The organism is Candidatus Pelagibacter communis (genome assembly GCF_001180105.1).
Classification (GTDB): Bacteria; Pseudomonadota; Alphaproteobacteria; order Pelagibacterales; family Pelagibacteraceae; genus Pelagibacter; species Pelagibacter ubique_K.
This window is the reverse complement of the sequence record NZ_CVSO01000070.1, coordinates 48,940-66,137: the sequence shown is the minus strand read 5'-3', so window position 1 is coordinate 66,137 and position 17,198 is coordinate 48,940. Positions and strand designations below refer to the sequence as shown.

The 17,198-nt window shown below is 30.5% G+C and carries 20 protein-coding genes; 12 read left to right on the top strand and 8 right to left on the bottom strand.

All coding sequences use genetic code 11. The features are described from left to right. The 6 genes from AMN84_RS04725 to AMN84_RS04705 form a co-directional block, all read left to right on the top strand. Positions 1–999: Hsp70 family protein (locus tag AMN84_RS04725; RefSeq protein ID WP_179850708.1), on the top strand; the 999-nt coding region annotated here is incomplete at its 5' end. 26 nt (positions 1,000–1,025) lie between these two features. Beyond that, positions 1,026–2,150 carry a molecular chaperone DnaJ gene (dnaJ, locus tag AMN84_RS04720; RefSeq protein WP_075483879.1) on the top strand — a complete coding sequence of 375 codons (1,125 nt, stop codon included), beginning with the start codon at positions 1,026–1,028 and terminating at the stop codon, positions 2,148–2,150. Positions 2,151–2,153: 3 nt separating this feature from the next. Beyond that, positions 2,154–2,324, top strand: coding sequence for a hypothetical protein (locus AMN84_RS05085; RefSeq protein WP_179850707.1), 171 nt, complete (start codon positions 2,154–2,156; stop codon positions 2,322–2,324). After that, positions 2,321–3,097, top strand: coding sequence for a 4-hydroxy-tetrahydrodipicolinate reductase (gene dapB, locus AMN84_RS04715; RefSeq protein WP_075483877.1), 777 nt, complete (start codon positions 2,321–2,323; stop codon positions 3,095–3,097). Before AMN84_RS05085 ends, dapB begins: the two co-directional genes overlap by 4 nt. After that, complete coding sequence (gene nth, locus AMN84_RS04710) at positions 3,094–3,762, top strand: endonuclease III (protein ID WP_075483875.1); 669 nt, start codon at positions 3,094–3,096, stop codon at positions 3,760–3,762. Before dapB ends, nth begins: the two co-directional genes overlap by 4 nt. A gap of 1 nt (position 3,763) precedes the next feature. Continuing rightward, positions 3,764–4,693 (top strand): adenosine kinase, encoded by a 930-nt coding sequence (locus AMN84_RS04705; protein WP_075483874.1) that lies wholly within the window; start codon positions 3,764–3,766, stop codon positions 4,691–4,693. Here the strand turns inward: AMN84_RS04705 and arfA are convergent, their stop codons facing one another. Next, entirely contained in the window at positions 4,694–4,801 is a 108-nt protein-coding gene (arfA, locus tag AMN84_RS05080; protein WP_179850706.1) for an alternative ribosome rescue factor ArfA, read from the bottom strand. Beyond that, positions 4,801–5,391 carry a winged helix-turn-helix domain-containing protein gene (locus AMN84_RS04700; RefSeq protein WP_075483872.1) on the bottom strand — a complete coding sequence of 197 codons (591 nt, stop codon included), beginning with the start codon at positions 5,389–5,391 and terminating at the stop codon, positions 4,801–4,803. Before AMN84_RS04700 ends, arfA begins: the two co-directional genes overlap by 1 nt. Before the next feature lie 14 nt (positions 5,392–5,405). On the opposite strand from AMN84_RS04700, the gene AMN84_RS04695 reads away from it, so the two are divergent. Continuing rightward, on the top strand, positions 5,406–5,897 hold the full coding sequence (locus tag AMN84_RS04695; RefSeq protein WP_075483870.1) for a L,D-transpeptidase family protein: 492 nt from the start codon (positions 5,406–5,408) through the stop codon (positions 5,895–5,897). Here the strand turns inward: AMN84_RS04695 and AMN84_RS04690 are convergent. Next, positions 5,894–6,535 (bottom strand): YggS family pyridoxal phosphate-dependent enzyme, encoded by a 642-nt coding sequence (locus tag AMN84_RS04690; protein WP_075483868.1) that lies wholly within the window; start codon positions 6,533–6,535, stop codon positions 5,894–5,896. The genes AMN84_RS04695 and AMN84_RS04690 overlap by 4 nt on opposite strands. Here AMN84_RS04690 and AMN84_RS04685 point away from each other — a divergent pair, their 5' ends adjacent. Then, the gene (locus AMN84_RS04685) at positions 6,536–7,114 is read left to right on the top strand and encodes a thiamine phosphate synthase (RefSeq protein ID WP_075483866.1); all 579 of its coding nucleotides are present in this window, start codon (positions 6,536–6,538) and stop codon (positions 7,112–7,114) included. On the opposite strand, the gene AMN84_RS04680 is transcribed toward AMN84_RS04685, so the two are convergent. Beyond that, the gene (locus tag AMN84_RS04680; RefSeq protein WP_075483864.1) at positions 7,111–8,196 is read right to left on the bottom strand and encodes a hypothetical protein; all 1,086 of its coding nucleotides are present in this window, start codon (positions 8,194–8,196) and stop codon (positions 7,111–7,113) included. The two genes, AMN84_RS04685 and AMN84_RS04680, sit on opposite strands and share 4 nt — an antisense overlap. Positions 8,197–8,381: 185 nt before the next feature. Between AMN84_RS04680 and AMN84_RS04675 the strand changes: the two genes are divergently transcribed. From AMN84_RS04675 to holA, 4 genes are read left to right on the top strand one after another with little or no spacing between them, the layout of a single operon-like run. Then, complete coding sequence (locus AMN84_RS04675; protein WP_075483862.1) at positions 8,382–8,954, top strand: DUF3576 domain-containing protein; 573 nt, start codon at positions 8,382–8,384, stop codon at positions 8,952–8,954. A gap of 10 nt (positions 8,955–8,964) precedes the next feature. Further along, positions 8,965–11,505, top strand: a complete 2,541-nt coding sequence (gene leuS / locus AMN84_RS04670) for a leucine--tRNA ligase (protein WP_075483860.1) — start codon at positions 8,965–8,967, stop codon at positions 11,503–11,505. Further along, positions 11,502–11,960 (top strand): LPS assembly lipoprotein LptE, encoded by a 459-nt coding sequence (locus tag AMN84_RS04665; RefSeq protein WP_075483858.1) that lies wholly within the window; start codon positions 11,502–11,504, stop codon positions 11,958–11,960. The genes leuS and AMN84_RS04665 overlap by 4 nt, the downstream gene beginning before the upstream one ends. Next, positions 11,957–12,958, top strand: a complete 1,002-nt coding sequence (holA, locus tag AMN84_RS04660; RefSeq protein WP_075483856.1) for a DNA polymerase III subunit delta — start codon at positions 11,957–11,959, stop codon at positions 12,956–12,958. Before AMN84_RS04665 ends, holA begins: the two co-directional genes overlap by 4 nt. On the opposite strand, the gene AMN84_RS04655 is transcribed toward holA, so the two are convergent. The 4 genes from AMN84_RS04655 to mnmG are packed head-to-tail and all read right to left on the bottom strand — an operon-like array spanning position 12,942 to position 17,090. After that, on the bottom strand, positions 12,942–13,790 hold the full coding sequence (locus AMN84_RS04655; protein WP_075483854.1) for a ParB/RepB/Spo0J family partition protein: 849 nt from the start codon (positions 13,788–13,790) through the stop codon (positions 12,942–12,944). The genes holA and AMN84_RS04655 overlap by 17 nt on opposite strands. Next, entirely contained in the window at positions 13,787–14,587 is an 801-nt protein-coding gene (locus AMN84_RS04650; protein ID WP_075483852.1) for a ParA family protein, read from the bottom strand. The genes AMN84_RS04655 and AMN84_RS04650 overlap by 4 nt, the downstream gene beginning before the upstream one ends. Beyond that, on the bottom strand, positions 14,584–15,222 hold the full coding sequence (locus AMN84_RS04645; protein ID WP_256998164.1) for a 16S rRNA (guanine(527)-N(7))-methyltransferase RsmG: 639 nt from the start codon (positions 15,220–15,222) through the stop codon (positions 14,584–14,586). The genes AMN84_RS04650 and AMN84_RS04645 overlap by 4 nt, the downstream gene beginning before the upstream one ends. After that, a complete protein-coding gene (mnmG, locus tag AMN84_RS04640; RefSeq protein ID WP_075483850.1) occupies positions 15,219–17,090 on the bottom strand; it encodes a tRNA uridine-5-carboxymethylaminomethyl(34) synthesis enzyme MnmG in 1,872 nt (623 codons plus the stop codon). The genes AMN84_RS04645 and mnmG overlap by 4 nt, the downstream gene beginning before the upstream one ends. Positions 17,091–17,198 lie beyond the last annotated feature (108 nt).

Below are 17,198 nucleotides of genomic sequence, written 5' to 3'. Positions count from 1 at the left end.
AAAAGAACAATGCCGCCATGCCAAACTGCTCTAAAAGATGCTGGTCTCTCAGCAGGTGAAATTGATGAAATAGTTCTTGTTGGAGGTATGACAAGGATGCCAAAAATAATTGAAGAAGTTAAAAACTTCTTTGGTAAAGAACCGAATAAATCTGTTAACCCTGATGAAGTAGTTGCAATGGGTGCTGCTATTCAAGCGGGTGTACTTCAAGGTGATGTAAAAGATGTACTGTTATTAGATGTAACGCCTCTTTCTTTAGGTATCGAAACTTTAGGTGGTGTATCTACTAAGTTGATTGATAAAAATACAACTATTCCTACAAAAAAAAGCCAAGTATTTTCCACTGCTGAGGATAACCAGCCTGCAGTATCGATTAGAGTTCTTCAAGGTGAAAGAGAAATGGCTGCAGATAATAAAATCTTAGGAAATTTTGAACTAGTAGGAATTGCTCCGGCTCCAAGAGGAGTTCCACAAATTGAAGTAACTTTTGATATTGATGCTAATGGAATAGTAAATGTTTCTGCAAAAGACAAAGGAACTGGTAAAGAACAAAAAATTCAAATTCAAGCTTCTGGGGGCTTGAGCGAAGACGAGATAAGTAAAATGGTCAAGGATGCTGAAGCTAATAAAGAAGAAGATAAGAAAAAAAGAGAGGCCGTTGATGCAAGAAATCAAGCGGATACTCTTGTACACTCAACTGAGAAAAATTTAAAGGAACATGGTTCTAAGGTTTCTGAAGCTGATAAAAAAGCTATTGAAACCGCAGCTGCAGATTTAAGGAATGCCTTGAAAGGAACTGATGTTGAAGCAATTAAAAAGAAAACACAAGATTTAGTACAAGCTTCTATGAAACTTGGTGAAGCTATTTACAAATCTCAACAAAGTGCAAAACCAGCTGAAAATGCTAAGGACCAAAAACGAGAAGGAAAAAAAGACGACAACGTTGTTGATGCAGACTTTGAAGAAGTAAAAGACGAGAATAAAGAGAAAAGCGCCTAAGATAGCAACTATTTGTCTTATTTATTATGACAAAAAGAGATTATTACGACGTCTTGGGTATAAATAATTCAGCCTCACCAGAACAAATTAAATCTGCTTACAGAAAACTTGCAGTAAAATATCATCCAGACAAAAATAAAGGTGATAAAGCTTCTGAGGAAAAATTTAAAGAAGCATCTGAAGCCTACCATGTTTTATCTAATGCTGAGAGAAAACAAAACTATGATAATTTTGGACATGCAGCATTTGAAAATGGTGGTGGTGGAAGAGGGGGGTTTGGAAACTTTGATTTTTCGAGCCACTTTTCAGATATTTTTGAGGATTTTTTTGGTGAAGGTTTTGGAGGTGGGAAAAGGACAAGAAAATCAAACAATCGTGGTTCAGACTTAAGATATGATTTATCTATCTCCTTGAATGAAGCGTATACCGGTAAAAAACAAGATATAAAATTTTCCACATCAGAAAAGTGTGACACATGTAAAGGAAGTGGTTCTAAGCCTGGTCACAACGCAAGTTCTTGTTCGATGTGCAATGGTCATGGTCAAGTTAGATCAAGCCAAGGTTTTTTCACTGTCCAACAAACTTGTCCGCAGTGCTCTGGTTCTGGAGAACAAATAACAAATCCGTGCTCAAGTTGTAGCGGCCAAGGAAAAAAACAAGCTTCGAAAAGATTATCTGTTACAATTCCAAAGGGTGTTGACGATGGCACAAGAATAAGATTAGCCGGAAAAGGTGAAGCAGGTTCAAGAGGCGCAGGAAGTGGGGATCTTTACCTATTCATTAATGTATATTCTCACGATTTATTTAAAAGATCTGACGAAAACCTGTACTTTGAATGTCCTATATCAATTGCAGACGCTGCCTTGGGATCAACTATAGAAATTCCAACTATAGATGGAGGAAAAGCTAAAATAAAAATACCAGCAGGCACACAAAGTGGAAAACAACTTAGACTTAAAGGTAAAGGAATGCCATATATAAGGGGGAGTGGATATGGTGACCTTTATGTTCAGCTAAATACTGAGGTACCAATCTCTCTTAATAAAGAACAAAAAGAGTTGCTAGAAAAATTCAGACAAATTGAGAATGAGAAATCAAATCCTAGTATAAAAAAATTTTTCGAAAAAGCAAAAAATTTTTGGAAAAATTAAATAATGGGTCTTGAACAAATAATACCAGCTATAGCATTAATTGCAGTTTTAATTTTGGTATTACCAAATTTTTTAAGAAGTAATTCTGAAAAAAAACAACTTTTTAAAAACTTGTCTATTTGGGGTATTATTATTTTAGTTGTTGTGATACTTTCATATTTAGTTTTTGCATGAATAAAATTAAATTAGCTGTAACTGGTTGCCTCGGCCGAATGGGTCAACAAATTATCAAATCTTCAAAATTAGATAAAAAATTTAAACTTGTTACTCTCACGGAAAATAGAAAAATAAATAGGAAAATTTCTGGGATCAAACCTGAATTAAATGATGAAAATGCATTTAAAAAAGCAAATATCATTATCGATTTTACAGTACCAAAGTGCACCTTCCAGGTTTTGAAAATAGCATCAAAACTAAAAAAAAGAGTAGTAATAGGCACTACCGGATTTACAAAAAAAGAAGAGGAATTAATAAAAAAATACTCAAGAAAAATCCCGATTTTAAAAGCAGGAAATATGAGTCTGGGGATTAATCTTTTAATGTATCTTACTGAAATCGCTTCAAGTTCATTGGGAAATAATTTCTTAAGTAAAGTTTATGAAGTGCACCATAAACACAAAAAAGATCATCCATCAGGCACTGCTTTAATGCTTGGCAAAGGTATAGCCATTGGCAAAAAGAAAGATTTTTATAGAATAATTGGTAATAAATACTTTAATAAAAAAACGTTTCCATACGGAAAAAAAATTAACTTTAACTCTATAAGAAAAGGTGAGACTGTTGGGGAACACGAGGTAAAATTTTCAAGCGGTAAAGAAATAATAACTCTTAATCACGAGGCATTTGATAGGGCTTTATATTCAGAAGGAGCTCTAACGGCTGCTAAATGGCTCATTTCTAAAAGACCTGGGCTTTACTCAATGAGAAATGTTTTAAATTTTAAATGAGGCTCTTAGAAGCTGAAAAGAAAAAAAGGGCTAAAATAGTTCTTAAAATTTTAAACAAAACTTATCCCAAAATTTCTGTGCCTCTACATAGCAGAAATGTATTTACACTTTTAATTTCAGTATTGCTTTCTGCTCAATGTACGGATGTTAATGTAAATAATGTCACAAAAGATATCTACCCAAAATATCATAAACCAAAACACTTTGTAAAACTTGGTAGAAAAAAAATAGAAAAGTTAATTAAAAGAATAGGTATTTTTAGGATCAAAGCTAAAAGCATTTTTAATCTTTCAAAAATATTGATGGAAAAATATAATGGTAAGGTCCCAAAAACTTTTCAGGAACTAGAAGAACTTCCTGGGGTTGGGCATAAAACTGCGAGTGTAGTTATGTCCCAAGGTTTTGGTCGTCCAGCATTCCCAATAGATACACATATTCACAGATTAGCACAAAGATGGGGACTTACTAATGGTAAAAATGTAGTACAAACAGAGGAAGATCTTAAAAGATTATTTCCGAAAAAATATTGGAATAAACTTCACTTACAAATAATCTATTATGGAAGGGAGTTTTGCAGAGCTCGAGATTGCTATGGAATAACTTGTAAAATCTGCACATCTTGTTATCCTAATAGAAAAAAACCGGTCAAAACAAAGAAAGCTTAGAATGAAAATCTTGGGAATTGGAAACGCAATAGTTGACGTTATTTGTAAAGTTGATGATGAATTTATAAAAAAAAATAACCTCACAAAAAGTACGATGAAATTAATTTTTGATGAAAAAGAGTTTAAACAATTGCTTTCAAACTTAAAAATTGAAAAAACTGTTTCTGGTGGGTCAGTTGCTAATTCAATCGTTGGATTATCGCAATTAGGAAATGATGTTGGATTTATTGGTAAAGTAAATGATGATGATCTTGGTGGAAAATATGAGGATGGTCTTAAGACAGAGAATGTTAAATATTTTTATTCTAAAAAGAAAGAAGAGTTACCAACTGGTACATGTTTAATATTGGTCACTCCAGATTCTGAGAGAACTATGTGTACATTCCTTGGAACAGCTGGAAAGATTAATGAGAATGATGTAGATGCAAATGCTATCAAAAAAAGTGAAATTATTTTTTTAGAGGGATATCTTTGGGATGAAGGTGATCCAAGGAAAGCATTTGATAAAGCAATAAATAATGCAAATAAGGTTGCTATGTCATTATCTGATCAATTTTGTGTAGATAGACACAAACCTCATTTCCTAGAATTAGTTAAAAATAAACTAGATATAACTTTTGCTAACGAACAAGAGATTATGTCTTTAATTGATGCGAAAAGTTTCGAGGATGTAATTAATTTTGCTAAAGAATTAAGAAAGTTATTGGTAATAACAAGAGGTGAGAAAGGTGCCATATCTATTAATGGAAGCGAGATAACAGAATGTGGGATTAAAAAAAATCTTAAAATAGTTGATCTCACAGGTGCTGGTGATTTATTTGCGGCAGGTTTCTTGCATGGTCATGTTAACAATATGTCTCAGAAAGAATGCTTAGAAAAGGGTACTGAGATGTCATCGAAAGTAATTCAACAAATAGGTGCTCGGATTTAATTACTTTTTCTTTCTCTTAAAACTTCCCTTTCCTTTTTTTGGTTTAATGACCTTTGGCTTGTACTTTTTTGAAAATAGATCTTTAGCAATAAAATTTTTTTTCTTCATCAGATAGTATATCCGTCCTTATTGCTTATAATTAACTCATCATTTCCAAACTCAGCTTTTATTTTTTTTCTAAGTCTATAAATATGGGTTTCAACTGTATGAGTCTCGAGTTCCGAGGAATGTTGCCAAATTTTTTTTTCCAATGTTTCGACATTTACTGGTTTCTTTGAATTATTGAGAAATAATATCATGTCAGTTTCTCGTTCAGTCAATTTTAGACTTGAGTTGCCCTTTTTTAATTCTCTTGAATTGATGTCTAGAAAAAAATCTTTAACATTTACATTCGATTGGTCTTGATATTTTTTCTGGATGAATTTTACATTTAAATTTTCAATAAATGTAAAAATATTTACTGGAGGTTTAAATTTAATAATTTGATCCTCATTTATATTTTTAACAAAAAAATTATATTCTTTCTCATGCACAACCAAGATTGAGTTACTTAAAGAAATACTTTCACTCTTATATTTATCAAAAAAAATTTCTTTATTATCAAATTTTAATAATTCGTAATCAATATGTTCTTTAAGTTCGCTAATGATGTCGTAAAAGTTTGATAAATTAATTATATATAATTTTTGATTTACCATATATTTTAGAACTTATGATAATTAAACTAAAAAATAAAGACACCTTAATTTGTGATGAATTCCAATTTAAATGCTCTATTGGAAAGAATGGTTTAAAAAAAAATAAACTAGAAGGAGATAATTGTACTCCAACAGGAATATTTTCATTAGGACCAGTTTATTATAGAAAAGATAGGTTAGATAAACCTAATACAAAATTAAAGACTATTAGAATAAATAAACAAATGGGTTGGTGTGATGACCCTAACAATATTAATTACAATAAAGAAATCAAATTAAATAAAAAAACTAAAGCCGAAAAGTTGTATAGAAAAGATAAAATTTACGACATTATTATTGTAATAAACTATAACACCCGAAGAATAATCAAGAATAAAGGGAGCGCTATCTTTATTCACGTTACAAATAATTATAGACCCACTAGAGGATGCATAGCATTAAGTTTGAATGATATTGAAATATTATTGAAGATAATAAAAAAAAATTCAAAAGTTAAGATATCCTAACTTCTGTTTCCAAATATTTTAGAACCCACTCTTATATATGTTGCGCTAAACCTTAGCGCATCCATATAATCATTGGACATTCCCATACTAATTTCTTTTAACTTCAAACTTTCTGATAAGTTTTGCATCTTTTTAAAAAAAGGAGTCGGGTCTTCATCAAATGGAGGTAAACACATAATACCTATAATGTTAAGGTTGAATTCAGTTACACATCTTTTATAAAAACTTTCCAAGTCATCTTGATCAATGCCTGATTTTTGACTTTCTTTTCCTAAGTTTATTTGAATAAAGATTTTCGGTCTAAAATTTTTTTTTTCCTGTTCTAACGAAATTTTTTCTGCGAGTTTGATGCTATCTAAAGAATGGATATAATCGAATAAAGGTAAGGCAAACTTTACTTTGTTAGTTTGTAATTTACCTATTAAATGTAATTTTAAATTAGGAAAATCATTTTTGATTAATGTCCATTTTTCTTGAGCTTCTTGAACTTTATTTTCTCCAAAATGTTGATGGCCATGATTTATCAGAGGTAATATATGGTTTATTGGAAATGTTTTTGATACCGCAACAATATTAGCATTTTTAAAATTGCTTATTTCCTCTTTTACTAAGTCAAAATTTTTTACTACATTCTCCATATGAATATTAAGTATTATTATTTTATAGATGAATTTAACAAAAATGAAATTGAAAAATTATCTACTCAAATTTCATTAATATATAGAAATTATAATAACAAGAATAACCCTAATGAGCTAAAAAAATTAGTTATTCATTGTAAAATTAATAGAAGGAAAGTTTATATTTCTAATAATTTAAAAGATGCAATTAAGTATAATTTCGATGGTTTATATATCCCCGCATTCCAAAAACATTTAAGATTTCAGAACATAACAAAAAAAAATCTTGAAATAATTGGTTCTGCACACAACGCAATTGAGCTTAAAATAAAAGAAAAACAGGGTTGTTCAAGTATTTTTTTAAGTCCTGTTTTTAAAAATAGCAAAAATAAAAAATTTCTCGATATCATAAAAACTAATTTATTAAAAAAAATGTCAAAAAATAAAATTGTTTTACTTGGTGGAATTAACGAAAAAACTCTTAAAAGATCTAAACTATGTTCTCCTAGTGGTGTTGCGGCAATATCTTGGATAAAAAAAAACGGCCCAAGTATAAATACTGGGCCGTTTTTTAAAATAAAACTTAAATTAAATTAGAACGCAAGTCCTAAAGCAATTTCAGTTACGCTTTGATCTGCAGCGTTATCGTCTTGACTTGGATTACTTACTTCCATGTTGTATGCTTTAATTGACATACCACCCATTGAGTAAGCGATCTGAAGTGCATCGATAGTCTCTGTTACGTCATCGTCAGTTGTAACAGCAGTTGCTACGTCATCCTGCGTATCGTAAGTTTCTTCTGATTGTGAGTAAGAGATAGATAAGTTATCATTTACGTTAAACGCAACTGACATTTGCTCACCTTCAAATAAACCACCAGCAGTTCTCACAGTTTTAGCTGAGTTTACTGTTTCGATAGTAGATGTTACACCAGCGTCCATGTATGACTCTGAGTATCCGATTGAAACTGGACCAGCTGAGTAAGTAGCATACCATACACCGTTGAACTCGTCATGAGATTGTTGACCAGTTGTAGACGTTGCAAATGGAGTTGTTCTTTCTCTTTCTGAACCATAGATACCAACTTTAAGTGCATCATACGTTATTGTTACACCAGCTTCTTTACCTGCTCCAATATCTGGATCGTAAGTAGCTTGACCACCATCAACTATACTTGTGTCAGTTGCTTGTGGTGTGTAACCAATATCTAGTGTAATACCAGCACCACCGAATTCTAATGTCGGAGATGTGTATAATACATAGTTATTATCCATGTAGTTACCAATTTGGTTTGCCATAGTTTGCTTACCATCTGATACTTGCTCGTAAGCTTGTGGTACTTCTTCATCAAATTTGTATGAAGCTGAACCTGTACTTGTACCAAATGAGAATGAACCCAATGATGGCGTGTTTATAGTTGTTGTAGAAGCAGATAGCTCGTAGTTATCAGCTACAGTAGTAGACATAGAGAACGTTGTACCGTTATCTAATTCACCACCACCTGTAAAAGTTACGTCTTTATCTGTACCAATACTTCTACTTGTGTTACCGCCACCTTTACCGAATTTTAGGGTAACGTTAGCAGCACCCGAAACAGACATTTCGCCTGCTTGAGCAGAACCTAAAGTCATTAGCGAACCTGCTAATGCTGTAAGTCCTATTTTTTTAAAGTTATTCATAAAGTACTCCTTATTATTTGTTGTATTCATATGAACACGAGATAATTATCAGAAAACCCGATTTTTAGTGTTTTTTTTCAAATTAATAGGGTTTTTTTATCAAAGTGTGATATTTTTATCACTTAAAAATGCCCAATTTTAAATATATCTGAGATAATTTAAATTTTCTGATATTTATCTTACTCATGAAAATAAATCAGCTCAAAATCCTTACAATTTTACTAACAGCAATATTTTTTTTAAATTCTTGTAATTTTTATAAGAGATCTGACGTGAAAGATAACCCTGTCAATGTAGATGAAAGAGTTAGGGAAAATATTAAAGAAGGTAGAGGTATTAGATTTGGAAAGGGGTCAGTTCGTGGGGGTACATTCGACTTTGCCTCCGCAAATCCTTTATGGCGTGCTTCAATAGAGGTTTTAGATTTCGTTCCCTTGACGAATGCGAGTTATTCTGGGGGCATAATTATAACTGACTGGTTTTCATCTCAAAAGGACCAAGAAGAAAATAACAGAGAGTTGAAACTTTCAGTTCGATTTTTAACTAATGAAATTCGAGCTGATGCATTAAAAGTAATTGTCTTTGAAAAAAAATGCATACAAAATAATTGCAAAACCAAAAAGATCAAATCAAAACTTGAAAGTGAACTTAAGCTAGCCATACTCAAAAAGGCTGCTTTGTTTGAGAAAGATGATTTTAAAAAGTATAGAGAAACAGAAGGCAAAAAAAGAGGAAATAGTGTAATTAAAAAAAAATAAGTTTTTTTAAGTGGACAGATACAATTTCAAATTAGTTGAGGAAAAATGGCAAAAGTTTTGGGAGAAAAATCAAACTTTCAAAAGTGGTGCCGATAAAAATAAAAAAAAGTTTTACTGCTTGGAAATGTTTCCTTACCCCTCTGGGAAAATTCATATGGGTCATGTCAGAAACTATACTATTGGTGATGTTTTAGCACGATATAAAAAATTACAGGGTTTTAATGTATTGCACCCAATGGGTTGGGATTCTTTTGGTATGCCCGCTGAAAATGCTGCAAGAGAAAATAATTTAGACCCTAAAGATTGGACAGAAAAAAATATTTCTACCATGAAAACCCAGCTTAAAAAATTGGGTCTTTCAATAGATTGGGATAGGGAAATATCTACATGTTCGCCAGATTATTATAAACATCAGCAAAATTTTTTTCTTGAATTGTTCGATAAAGGATTAGTTTATAGAAAAGAGAATTATGTAAATTGGGATCCAATAGATCAAACAGTGCTAGCCAATGAACAAGTTATTGATGGAAAGGGATGGAGATCAGGTGCTCAAGTTGAAAGAAAAAAATTGAGTCAATGGTTCTTTAATATTTCGAAATTTTCAGAACAACTTTTAGATGGTTTAAATAATCTTAGTGAGTGGCCAAACAAAGTAAAAGTAATGCAAAAAAACTGGATTGGCAAATCTTATGGGTGTGAAATAGACTTTAAAATCGAAGGTGATTTGCCCATAAAAAACATCAAATGTTATACTACAAGACCTGATACTTTGTTTGGTTTTTCTTTTCTTGCTCTATCTGTAGATCATCCTCTTTCTAAATATTTTGAAAAAAATCCAGAATTCCAAAACTTTAAGAGTGAGTGTTCAAAAACGGGGACTACAGAAGAGTCGATTGCCCAAGCTGAGAAGATAGGTTTTAAGACAAATCTTCAAGCTATCAATCCAATAGATCCTAAAATGAAAGTTCCTGTATATTTTGCAAATTTTGTATTAATGGATTATGGATTTGGAGCTGTATTTGGGTGTCCGGCGCATGATCAAAGAGACTTTGAGTTTGCTAAAAAATATAAATTAAATATAAAAACTGTAGTTAGGCCAGAGGATCAAAGCGATGATTATCTAGTAAAAAATGCAGCCTTTGAAGAAAACGGTGTGATGATTAATTCATCTTTTTTAAATGGTCTTAAAACACCTGGAGAAGCGATTGAAAAAAGTATTGATTATTTAACAAAAAATAATTTAGGGAAAAAAAAAATAAATTTTCGACTTAAAGACTGGGGAATATCACGTCAAAGGTATTGGGGTTGTCCTATTCCCATCGCATACGATAAAAGTGGGAACATTGTTAAGGTACCAAGAAAAATGTTGCCTATTAAGCTACCAGAAAAAATTAATCTTAATACAAAAGGAAACCCTCTAGACCATCAAAAAAAATGGAAAGAAATTAAAATTAATGGTGAAATTTGCATCCTTGACACTGATACACTTGATACTTTTGTGGATTCATCTTGGTATTTTCTACGTTTTTGTTCTCCATCAGAAAATGAGTATGGTTTCGATAGTGAAGATATAAAATACTGGATGCCTGTCGATCAATATATAGGAGGAGTTGAACACGCTATTTTACATTTGTTATATTCTCGATTTTTTATGCAAGCATTGGCATTTAAAAATTCAAATTTCATCCCAACCGAACCTTTTAAAGGCCTTTTTACTCAAGGAATGGTCTGCCACGAAACCTATAAAGACGAAAACAATAATTGGCTAAGTCCAGATGAAGTTTTTTCTGAGGATGGAAAAAATTTTTTTGAAAATAAAAATAAACAAAAAAAAGTTATCGTAGGGCCCTCAGAGTCGATGTCGAAATCAAAAAAAAATACGATTGATCCAGAAAGAATAATTTCTCAATATGGTGCAGACTCTGTAAGACTTTTTATACTTTCAGATAGTCCACCAGAAAAAGATGTACAATGGTCAGATCAAGGGATGATTGCCTCTTACAAGTTTGTTCAGAAATTTTGGTTATTACATCAAAAAATTATTGAACACATAAATAAAAAAGATATTGATGGTGAAGACAATGAGCTTACAATTTATACAAACAAACTTATTGAGAAATTTACACAAAGTTTAGAGAAATTTAATTTAAATGTAATAATCGCTTATTTACATGAAACATATAATTTTCTCAATAAAGAAATAAACAAAACAAAAATTAATAATTTAAAAGACAACTATTTAAAAATTTTAACACTTATGTTCCCTTTGCTACCTCACCTAGTGTCAGAATGTATTAATGGTTTAAAAATAAGTGATAAAATAAAATGGCCATCTGTTGAAAAGAAGTATTTGGAGGAAAAATTTGTAAATATTGTTATACAAATAAATGGTAAAAAAAAATCATTGATTAAAATTGAAAAAGATCTTGAAGATAAACAATTAATTGAGAGTATCAAAAAAGATACCAAAATCTCAAGTATCTTGAACAATAAAGGTATTTTTAAGCATATTATTGTTAAAAACAAACTGGTAAATTTAATTATTAAATGAAAATTTTAATTTCATTATACATATCTCTATTTTTTTTAACAGGTTGTGGATTTACACCAATCTATGGCTCAAAGGATAGCAACTTCGAAATAATAGAATTTAAAAATAATAATTTAAGCAGAGGATCAAATTTAATTGAAAGATCTATTTTATCTACATCTAAAAATGACGCGATAAGAAAACTTAAGCTAGAGTTAGATCATAAAGAAAAGGTTAAAGTTATACTAAAAGATAATAAGGGAAATCCTTCTAAATACAAAATTGTAATTACAGCTAATGTAAAGGTATTAAATGAAAAGAATACACAAATCGTAAAAAAGAATTTTACTCAAGAATTTGGATATGATGTACAAAGTGACAAATTTAGTATGGCTGAATATGAAGAAAACATAAAAAGAAACCTAAACAACAAAATTGCTACAGATATAATTTTTTTAATCACAACTTTAAAATGATTGTTAAACATTTCGAAATAAACACAAAAAAAATAAACAATAATAATTATTTCTTAGTTTACGGAGATAACGATGGATTAAAAAAAGAGATAATAAGTAATTTAAAAAAAGATTTTAATGGAAAAACAGAAATTTATGATGAAAACCAAATATTAGACTCGAACAATGATTTTATGGACAGTGTTTTAAACCGATCTTTATTTGATAAAGAAAAAATTTTTATAATCAAAAGATGTTCCGAAAAAATTTTAGAAGTAATTGAAAATATTTTAAGTAAAGATGTTAAAGATATTAAAGTAATCCTAGATGCGGATATTTTGGAAAAAAAATCAAAATTAAGAAGTTATTTTGAAAAAGAAAAAAGCTTAGTAATAGTCCCTACTTACAAAGACACGAATATAACTTTAATTGAGATATCACGTAAATTTTTTAAAGAAATAAATGTGAATATTTCACAAGAGACAATTAATCTATTAATAAATAGGTGCAACGGAGACAGAGGTCATCTTAGAAAAGAATTAGATAAAATATATTTATACTCTCAAAATAGAAAAGATATAACCATTGAGGAAATTTACAAACTCACCAATCTTTCAGAAAATTATAATATAAATGAACTTGTAGATAATTCACTTTTAAAAAATTTAAGAAAAACTTCTGAAATATTGCATGAAAGCAATTATAAATCAGAGGATGCAATATTGATTTTAAGAGTATTCATTCATAAAGCAAAGAGACTTTTATACCTAATTGAGCAAATGAATACAAAAGAAAGTATAGATGATTTAGTTAATAATTGTTATCCACCTATTTTTTGGAAAGATAAGCCAATAGTAAAAAAACAATTAGAAAATTGGTCTTATTTAAAGATTAAAAAATTAATTGCACAAATAAATAAGATCGAACTCCGTTTAAAAAAAAATAGTTCAATTGGTCTTCTGCATGTGTATGATTTTATATTCAAGACGTCAACAAAAGGAACTAAAAGTGCTTTTTAATTATTTCAATTAAATAATTGAGTTGATCTAGATCTCTATAACTAAATGTGAGATAACCCCTGTTATTTCTTTTATTTTGTATCTTAACTAATAATCCAATTTTCTCCGATATATCATTTTCAAGCTTCCTGATATTTGGATCCTTTGAGGCAGATTGAGATTTTGAGTAAGATTTATGAATTCTTACTAAATTTTCAGTTTGTCTGACTGATAAATTTTTTTTAATAATTTTCTTAACAATATTGCTTGCATTTTCATGGCCAACTAAAACTTTTGCATGTCCTTGAGAAATTTTATTTTTCTTTAATAAATCTAATATATCATCAGTCAAAGTAAGTAACCTTAGACAATTAGTTATGTGACTCCTGCTTTTGCCAATAAAATTGGCAACTTGTTCTTGGTCATAAGCAAACTCATCTATCAATCTCTTATATCCTTCGGCTTCTTCAACTGGATTCAAGTCATGCCTTTGAACATTCTCAACAATTCCAAATTCTAAGGCTTTTTTATTATCCGCTTCAACAATTACGACTGGCACTTCATGAAGACCTGCTTTTTGTGCGGCAAGCCATCTTCTCTCACCAGCAATAATCTCATATTTACCTTTTTTGTCAGAATTTCTAGCTATAATTGGCTGTATTATTCCCCTTGCTTTAATTGAATTTGTTAATTCAACTAAACTTTCTTCATCAAAATTTTTTCTAGGTTGATATCTATTACGTATTAGGTCGCTCACTGAAATCTTATTGTTTTTCGAAACAGTTTTCGTATCTCCTATTAAAGATGACAATCCTCTTCCTAAACCTTTTTTATTTTTAAAAATACTGGTCATGCTGCTGTTACGAAACTCGATTCTTGAGCCAAAAACTCCTCTGTAAATTTAATATAAGATTTACTTCCTGGACAATGTTTGTCATATATTAAAACAGGGACCCCATGTGAAGGTGCTTCTGATAAACGGACATTTCTAGGAACTACTGTTTGATAGACTTTTTCTTTAAAATAATCTCTTGCATCTGTTTCAACTTGTGCGGATAGTCTGTTTCTTTTGTCATACATCGTTAACAAAATTCCTCTTACAAATAAATTTGGATTAAGACCGACCTTAATACGATCTATTGTTTTTATAAGCTGAGTTATCCCTTCAAGGGCAAAAAATTCTGTCTGTAAAGGCACAACTAATGAGTCTGATGCAACCAAAGCCATCACAGTTAATAAACTTAAAGAAGGTGGACAATCAATCAAGACGTAGTCGTAAGAGTGGCTAGAATTGTTTAAATATGAGGTTAATTTAGTCTTTAAAAGATATGCCCTATTTTCGTCATCTGCGGTTTCAACTTCCAAACCAGATAAATCAACATTTGATGTTACGATATCTAAGTTTTGAAAATTGGTCTTCTGAATTGAACTTTGAATCTCCTCTTTTCCATTCAAAACTCCATAAATTGATTTGCTAGTATCTGCTACATTTGACAAACCTAATCCTGTTGTCGCGTTTCCTTGTGGGTCCAAATCTATAACTAGTATTTTTTTTCCATTTAAACTAAGTCCTGCAGCTAAATTAATTACAGTTGTCGTTTTTCCAACACCACCCTTTTGATTGATGACTGAAATAATTTTCTCTTTCATTTTTTTTTACTCACTTTATTAATTTTAATTATGATTGAATCTTTTTCTGTTACACTTTTTTTTTCTAAAAATTCTAGATTCCACTTTTTTAAACTTTGCTCAATAGAACTCTTTCCACTTTTTCCTAAAAACAAAATGATGTCTTTAAAATCATCGAAGTTCTTCGTTACTAAATCTAAAATAACCGGCAAAGGTTTAAATGCCCTCGCTACAATCAAATCTGAATTTAATTTTTTTTGATCAAATATATTTTGATTTATTACTTCAGCGTTTAGTTCAAATTTATTAATAACTTTTTTTAAAAAATTGCTTTTTTTAAAACTTTTTTCATAAAGAAAAAATTTCATCTTCGATTTTTGTTTTTTTTTGATAATGGCTATAACTAAACCAGGTAAACCTGAGCCAGAACCTAGATCAGTACAAGATAGGTGATTTTCGTCAATTAAATCAATGATTTGTGCACAGTCAACTATATGTCTATCTCTGGCTAATTCCACAGTATTTTGGCTAATTAAATTAATTTTTTTGTTCTCATCCAAAATCATTTCTCTAAATTCATCTAATTCAAGAAATGTTTCACGTGAAACATTCAAAGTGTCTAGTTTTGAGTAATCAATTTTATGCGAATCTATCAAGCTATCTTCTTAATAGACTTTCTTTTAAGATGTGACAACAGAATAAATACTGCAGCTGGGGTTATACCGTCAATTCTGAGTGCTTGACCCATTGTTTTTGGCTTAATTTGCTTGAATTTTGACTTGACCTCGTTTGAAAACCCAGAAAAACTGTCATAATTAATATTATTTGGGATTTTAAGATTTTCATCTCTTTTAAAAGCTAATATATCAGCACTTTGTTTCTTCAAATAACCCTTGTAATGGGCATTAGTCTCCAATTGCTCATCTATTTCCTTTGATATAAAGCTTAATTCAGGCCAAATCACTCTAATCTTGTCCATAGTCACCCCTTTTTGGGCCAATATGTTGCTAGCAGTCCTTAAAATACCGTCTTTTGCTATTTTTACACCAAATTTAGATACCTTTGAGGGTGAGATTTTTAATTCATCCATTTTATTAGAAATATTCCTTAAATTTTTACTTTTTGAATTAAAAACCTCAGCTCTTTCTTTTGAAACTAAGCCAATATTTATTCCTATATCAGTTAATCTTAAATCAGCATTGTCAGATCTAAGAGTTAATCTGTACTCCGCTCTTGAAGTAAACATCCTATAAGGTTCAGCAACCCCCTTGGTCACTAAGTCATCTATCATGACACCGATATAAGCTTGAGATCTATCTAAAATTAATGGTTCTTTATTTTGTATCGACAACGCTGCATTGGCCCCGGCAATCAATCCTTGTGCTGCAGCTTCCTCATAACCTGTAGTTCCATTTATTTGTCCTGCTAAATAGAAATTTTTAATCTTCTTAGTCTCTAAGGTTGAGAAAAGCTCTCTAGGGTCAACATAATCATATTCTATTGCATATCCAGGTCTTATAATTCTCACATCTTCTAAACCATTGATATTGTGACAAATTTTATACTGTATCTCTTCTGGAAGAGATGTAGAAATACCATTTGGATACACTGTATTATCGTTGAGGCCTTCAGGTTCTAAAAAGATCTGATGTCTAGTCTTATCTTTAAATTTATAAATTTTATCTTCAATAGATGGACAGTATCTAGGACCAACACCCTGAATACTTCCAGAATACATTGCACTCTTTTTTAAATTTTCAGAAATAATATCGTGAACTTTTTTATTTGTGTAAGTCATACTACATGAAATTTGATCGTTATAAACTTTCTTAGTTAAGAAAGAAAAAAAAGAAATATCTTTATCTGCATCTTGCCGTTCAAGATTATCATAATTGATTGTTGTACCATCTAACCTTGGAGGAGTTCCTGTCTTTAGTCTACCTAATTTAAAATCATATTTTCTTAATTGATCCGATAAACCTAACGTTGGTTTTTCATCATACCTACCAGCTGGCGTTCTTTTATCACCTATATGTATCAAACCATTTAAAAAAGTGCCCGTTGTGAGAATTACCTTAGAACATTTGATTTCAGTACCATCTACTGCCTTGAGACCTTTTATCTCATTATTTTCAATTATAAATTGATTTATCGACATCGAAAATATGCTTAAATTACAGTAGTTTAGCAGTTTTGACTGCATTTCCTTTTTATAAATAGACCTATCACTTTGAGTTCGTAGTCCCTGTACAGCAGGTCCTCTGCTTCTATTTAGTAATCTAAATTGAATGCCAGACTTATCAGCTATGTTTCCCATAACACCATCTAAAGCATCTATTTCTCTTACTAAATGCCCTTTACCTAACCCACCGATTGCAGGGTTACAAGACATCTCGCCTATAGTATTAGTATCATTTGTAAATAATGCAGTTTTAACACCCATACGAGCAGATGCAGCAGCAGCTTCGCAACCAGCGTGACCACCACCAATAACAACAACATCAAATGAAAAATTATTTTTCATACATTGAATTTATAATCGATAACGAATTTTACAAGTTTTTACAAAAAAACATTAAAAAACTGGCTAATACCAACGATTTATTAAAAAAAGAGATGAAAAATCGAGCAA

Excerpts from the sequence above, each read along its gene's own strand:
- dnaJ (WP_075483879.1), top strand. The coding sequence starts at position 1,026 with ATGACAAAAAGAGATTATTACGACGTCTTGGGTATAAATAATTCAGCC.
- AMN84_RS05085 (WP_179850707.1), top strand. The coding sequence starts at position 2,154 with ATGGGTCTTGAACAAATAATACCAGCTATAGCATTAATTGCAGTTTTA.
- dapB (WP_075483877.1), top strand. The coding sequence starts at position 2,321 with ATGAATAAAATTAAATTAGCTGTAACTGGTTGCCTCGGCCGAATGGGT.
- nth (WP_075483875.1), top strand. The coding sequence starts at position 3,094 with ATGAGGCTCTTAGAAGCTGAAAAGAAAAAAAGGGCTAAAATAGTTCTT.
- AMN84_RS04705 (WP_075483874.1), top strand. The coding sequence starts at position 3,764 with ATGAAAATCTTGGGAATTGGAAACGCAATAGTTGACGTTATTTGTAAA.
- arfA (WP_179850706.1), bottom strand. The coding sequence starts at position 4,801 with ATGAAGAAAAAAAATTTTATTGCTAAAGATCTATTTTCAAAAAAGTAC.
- AMN84_RS04700 (WP_075483872.1), bottom strand. The coding sequence starts at position 5,391 with ATGGTAAATCAAAAATTATATATAATTAATTTATCAAACTTTTACGAC.
- AMN84_RS04695 (WP_075483870.1), top strand. The coding sequence starts at position 5,406 with ATGATAATTAAACTAAAAAATAAAGACACCTTAATTTGTGATGAATTC.
- AMN84_RS04690 (WP_075483868.1), bottom strand. The coding sequence starts at position 6,535 with ATGGAGAATGTAGTAAAAAATTTTGACTTAGTAAAAGAGGAAATAAGC.
- AMN84_RS04685 (WP_075483866.1), top strand. The coding sequence starts at position 6,536 with ATGAATATTAAGTATTATTATTTTATAGATGAATTTAACAAAAATGAA.
- AMN84_RS04680 (WP_075483864.1), bottom strand. The coding sequence starts at position 8,196 with ATGAATAACTTTAAAAAAATAGGACTTACAGCATTAGCAGGTTCGCTA.
- AMN84_RS04675 (WP_075483862.1), top strand. The coding sequence starts at position 8,382 with ATGAAAATAAATCAGCTCAAAATCCTTACAATTTTACTAACAGCAATA.
- AMN84_RS04665 (WP_075483858.1), top strand. The coding sequence starts at position 11,502 with ATGAAAATTTTAATTTCATTATACATATCTCTATTTTTTTTAACAGGT.
- holA (WP_075483856.1), top strand. The coding sequence starts at position 11,957 with ATGATTGTTAAACATTTCGAAATAAACACAAAAAAAATAAACAATAAT.
- AMN84_RS04655 (WP_075483854.1), bottom strand. The coding sequence starts at position 13,790 with ATGACCAGTATTTTTAAAAATAAAAAAGGTTTAGGAAGAGGATTGTCA.
- AMN84_RS04650 (WP_075483852.1), bottom strand. The coding sequence starts at position 14,587 with ATGAAAGAGAAAATTATTTCAGTCATCAATCAAAAGGGTGGTGTTGGA.
- mnmG (WP_075483850.1), bottom strand. The coding sequence starts at position 17,090 with ATGAAAAATAATTTTTCATTTGATGTTGTTGTTATTGGTGGTGGTCAC.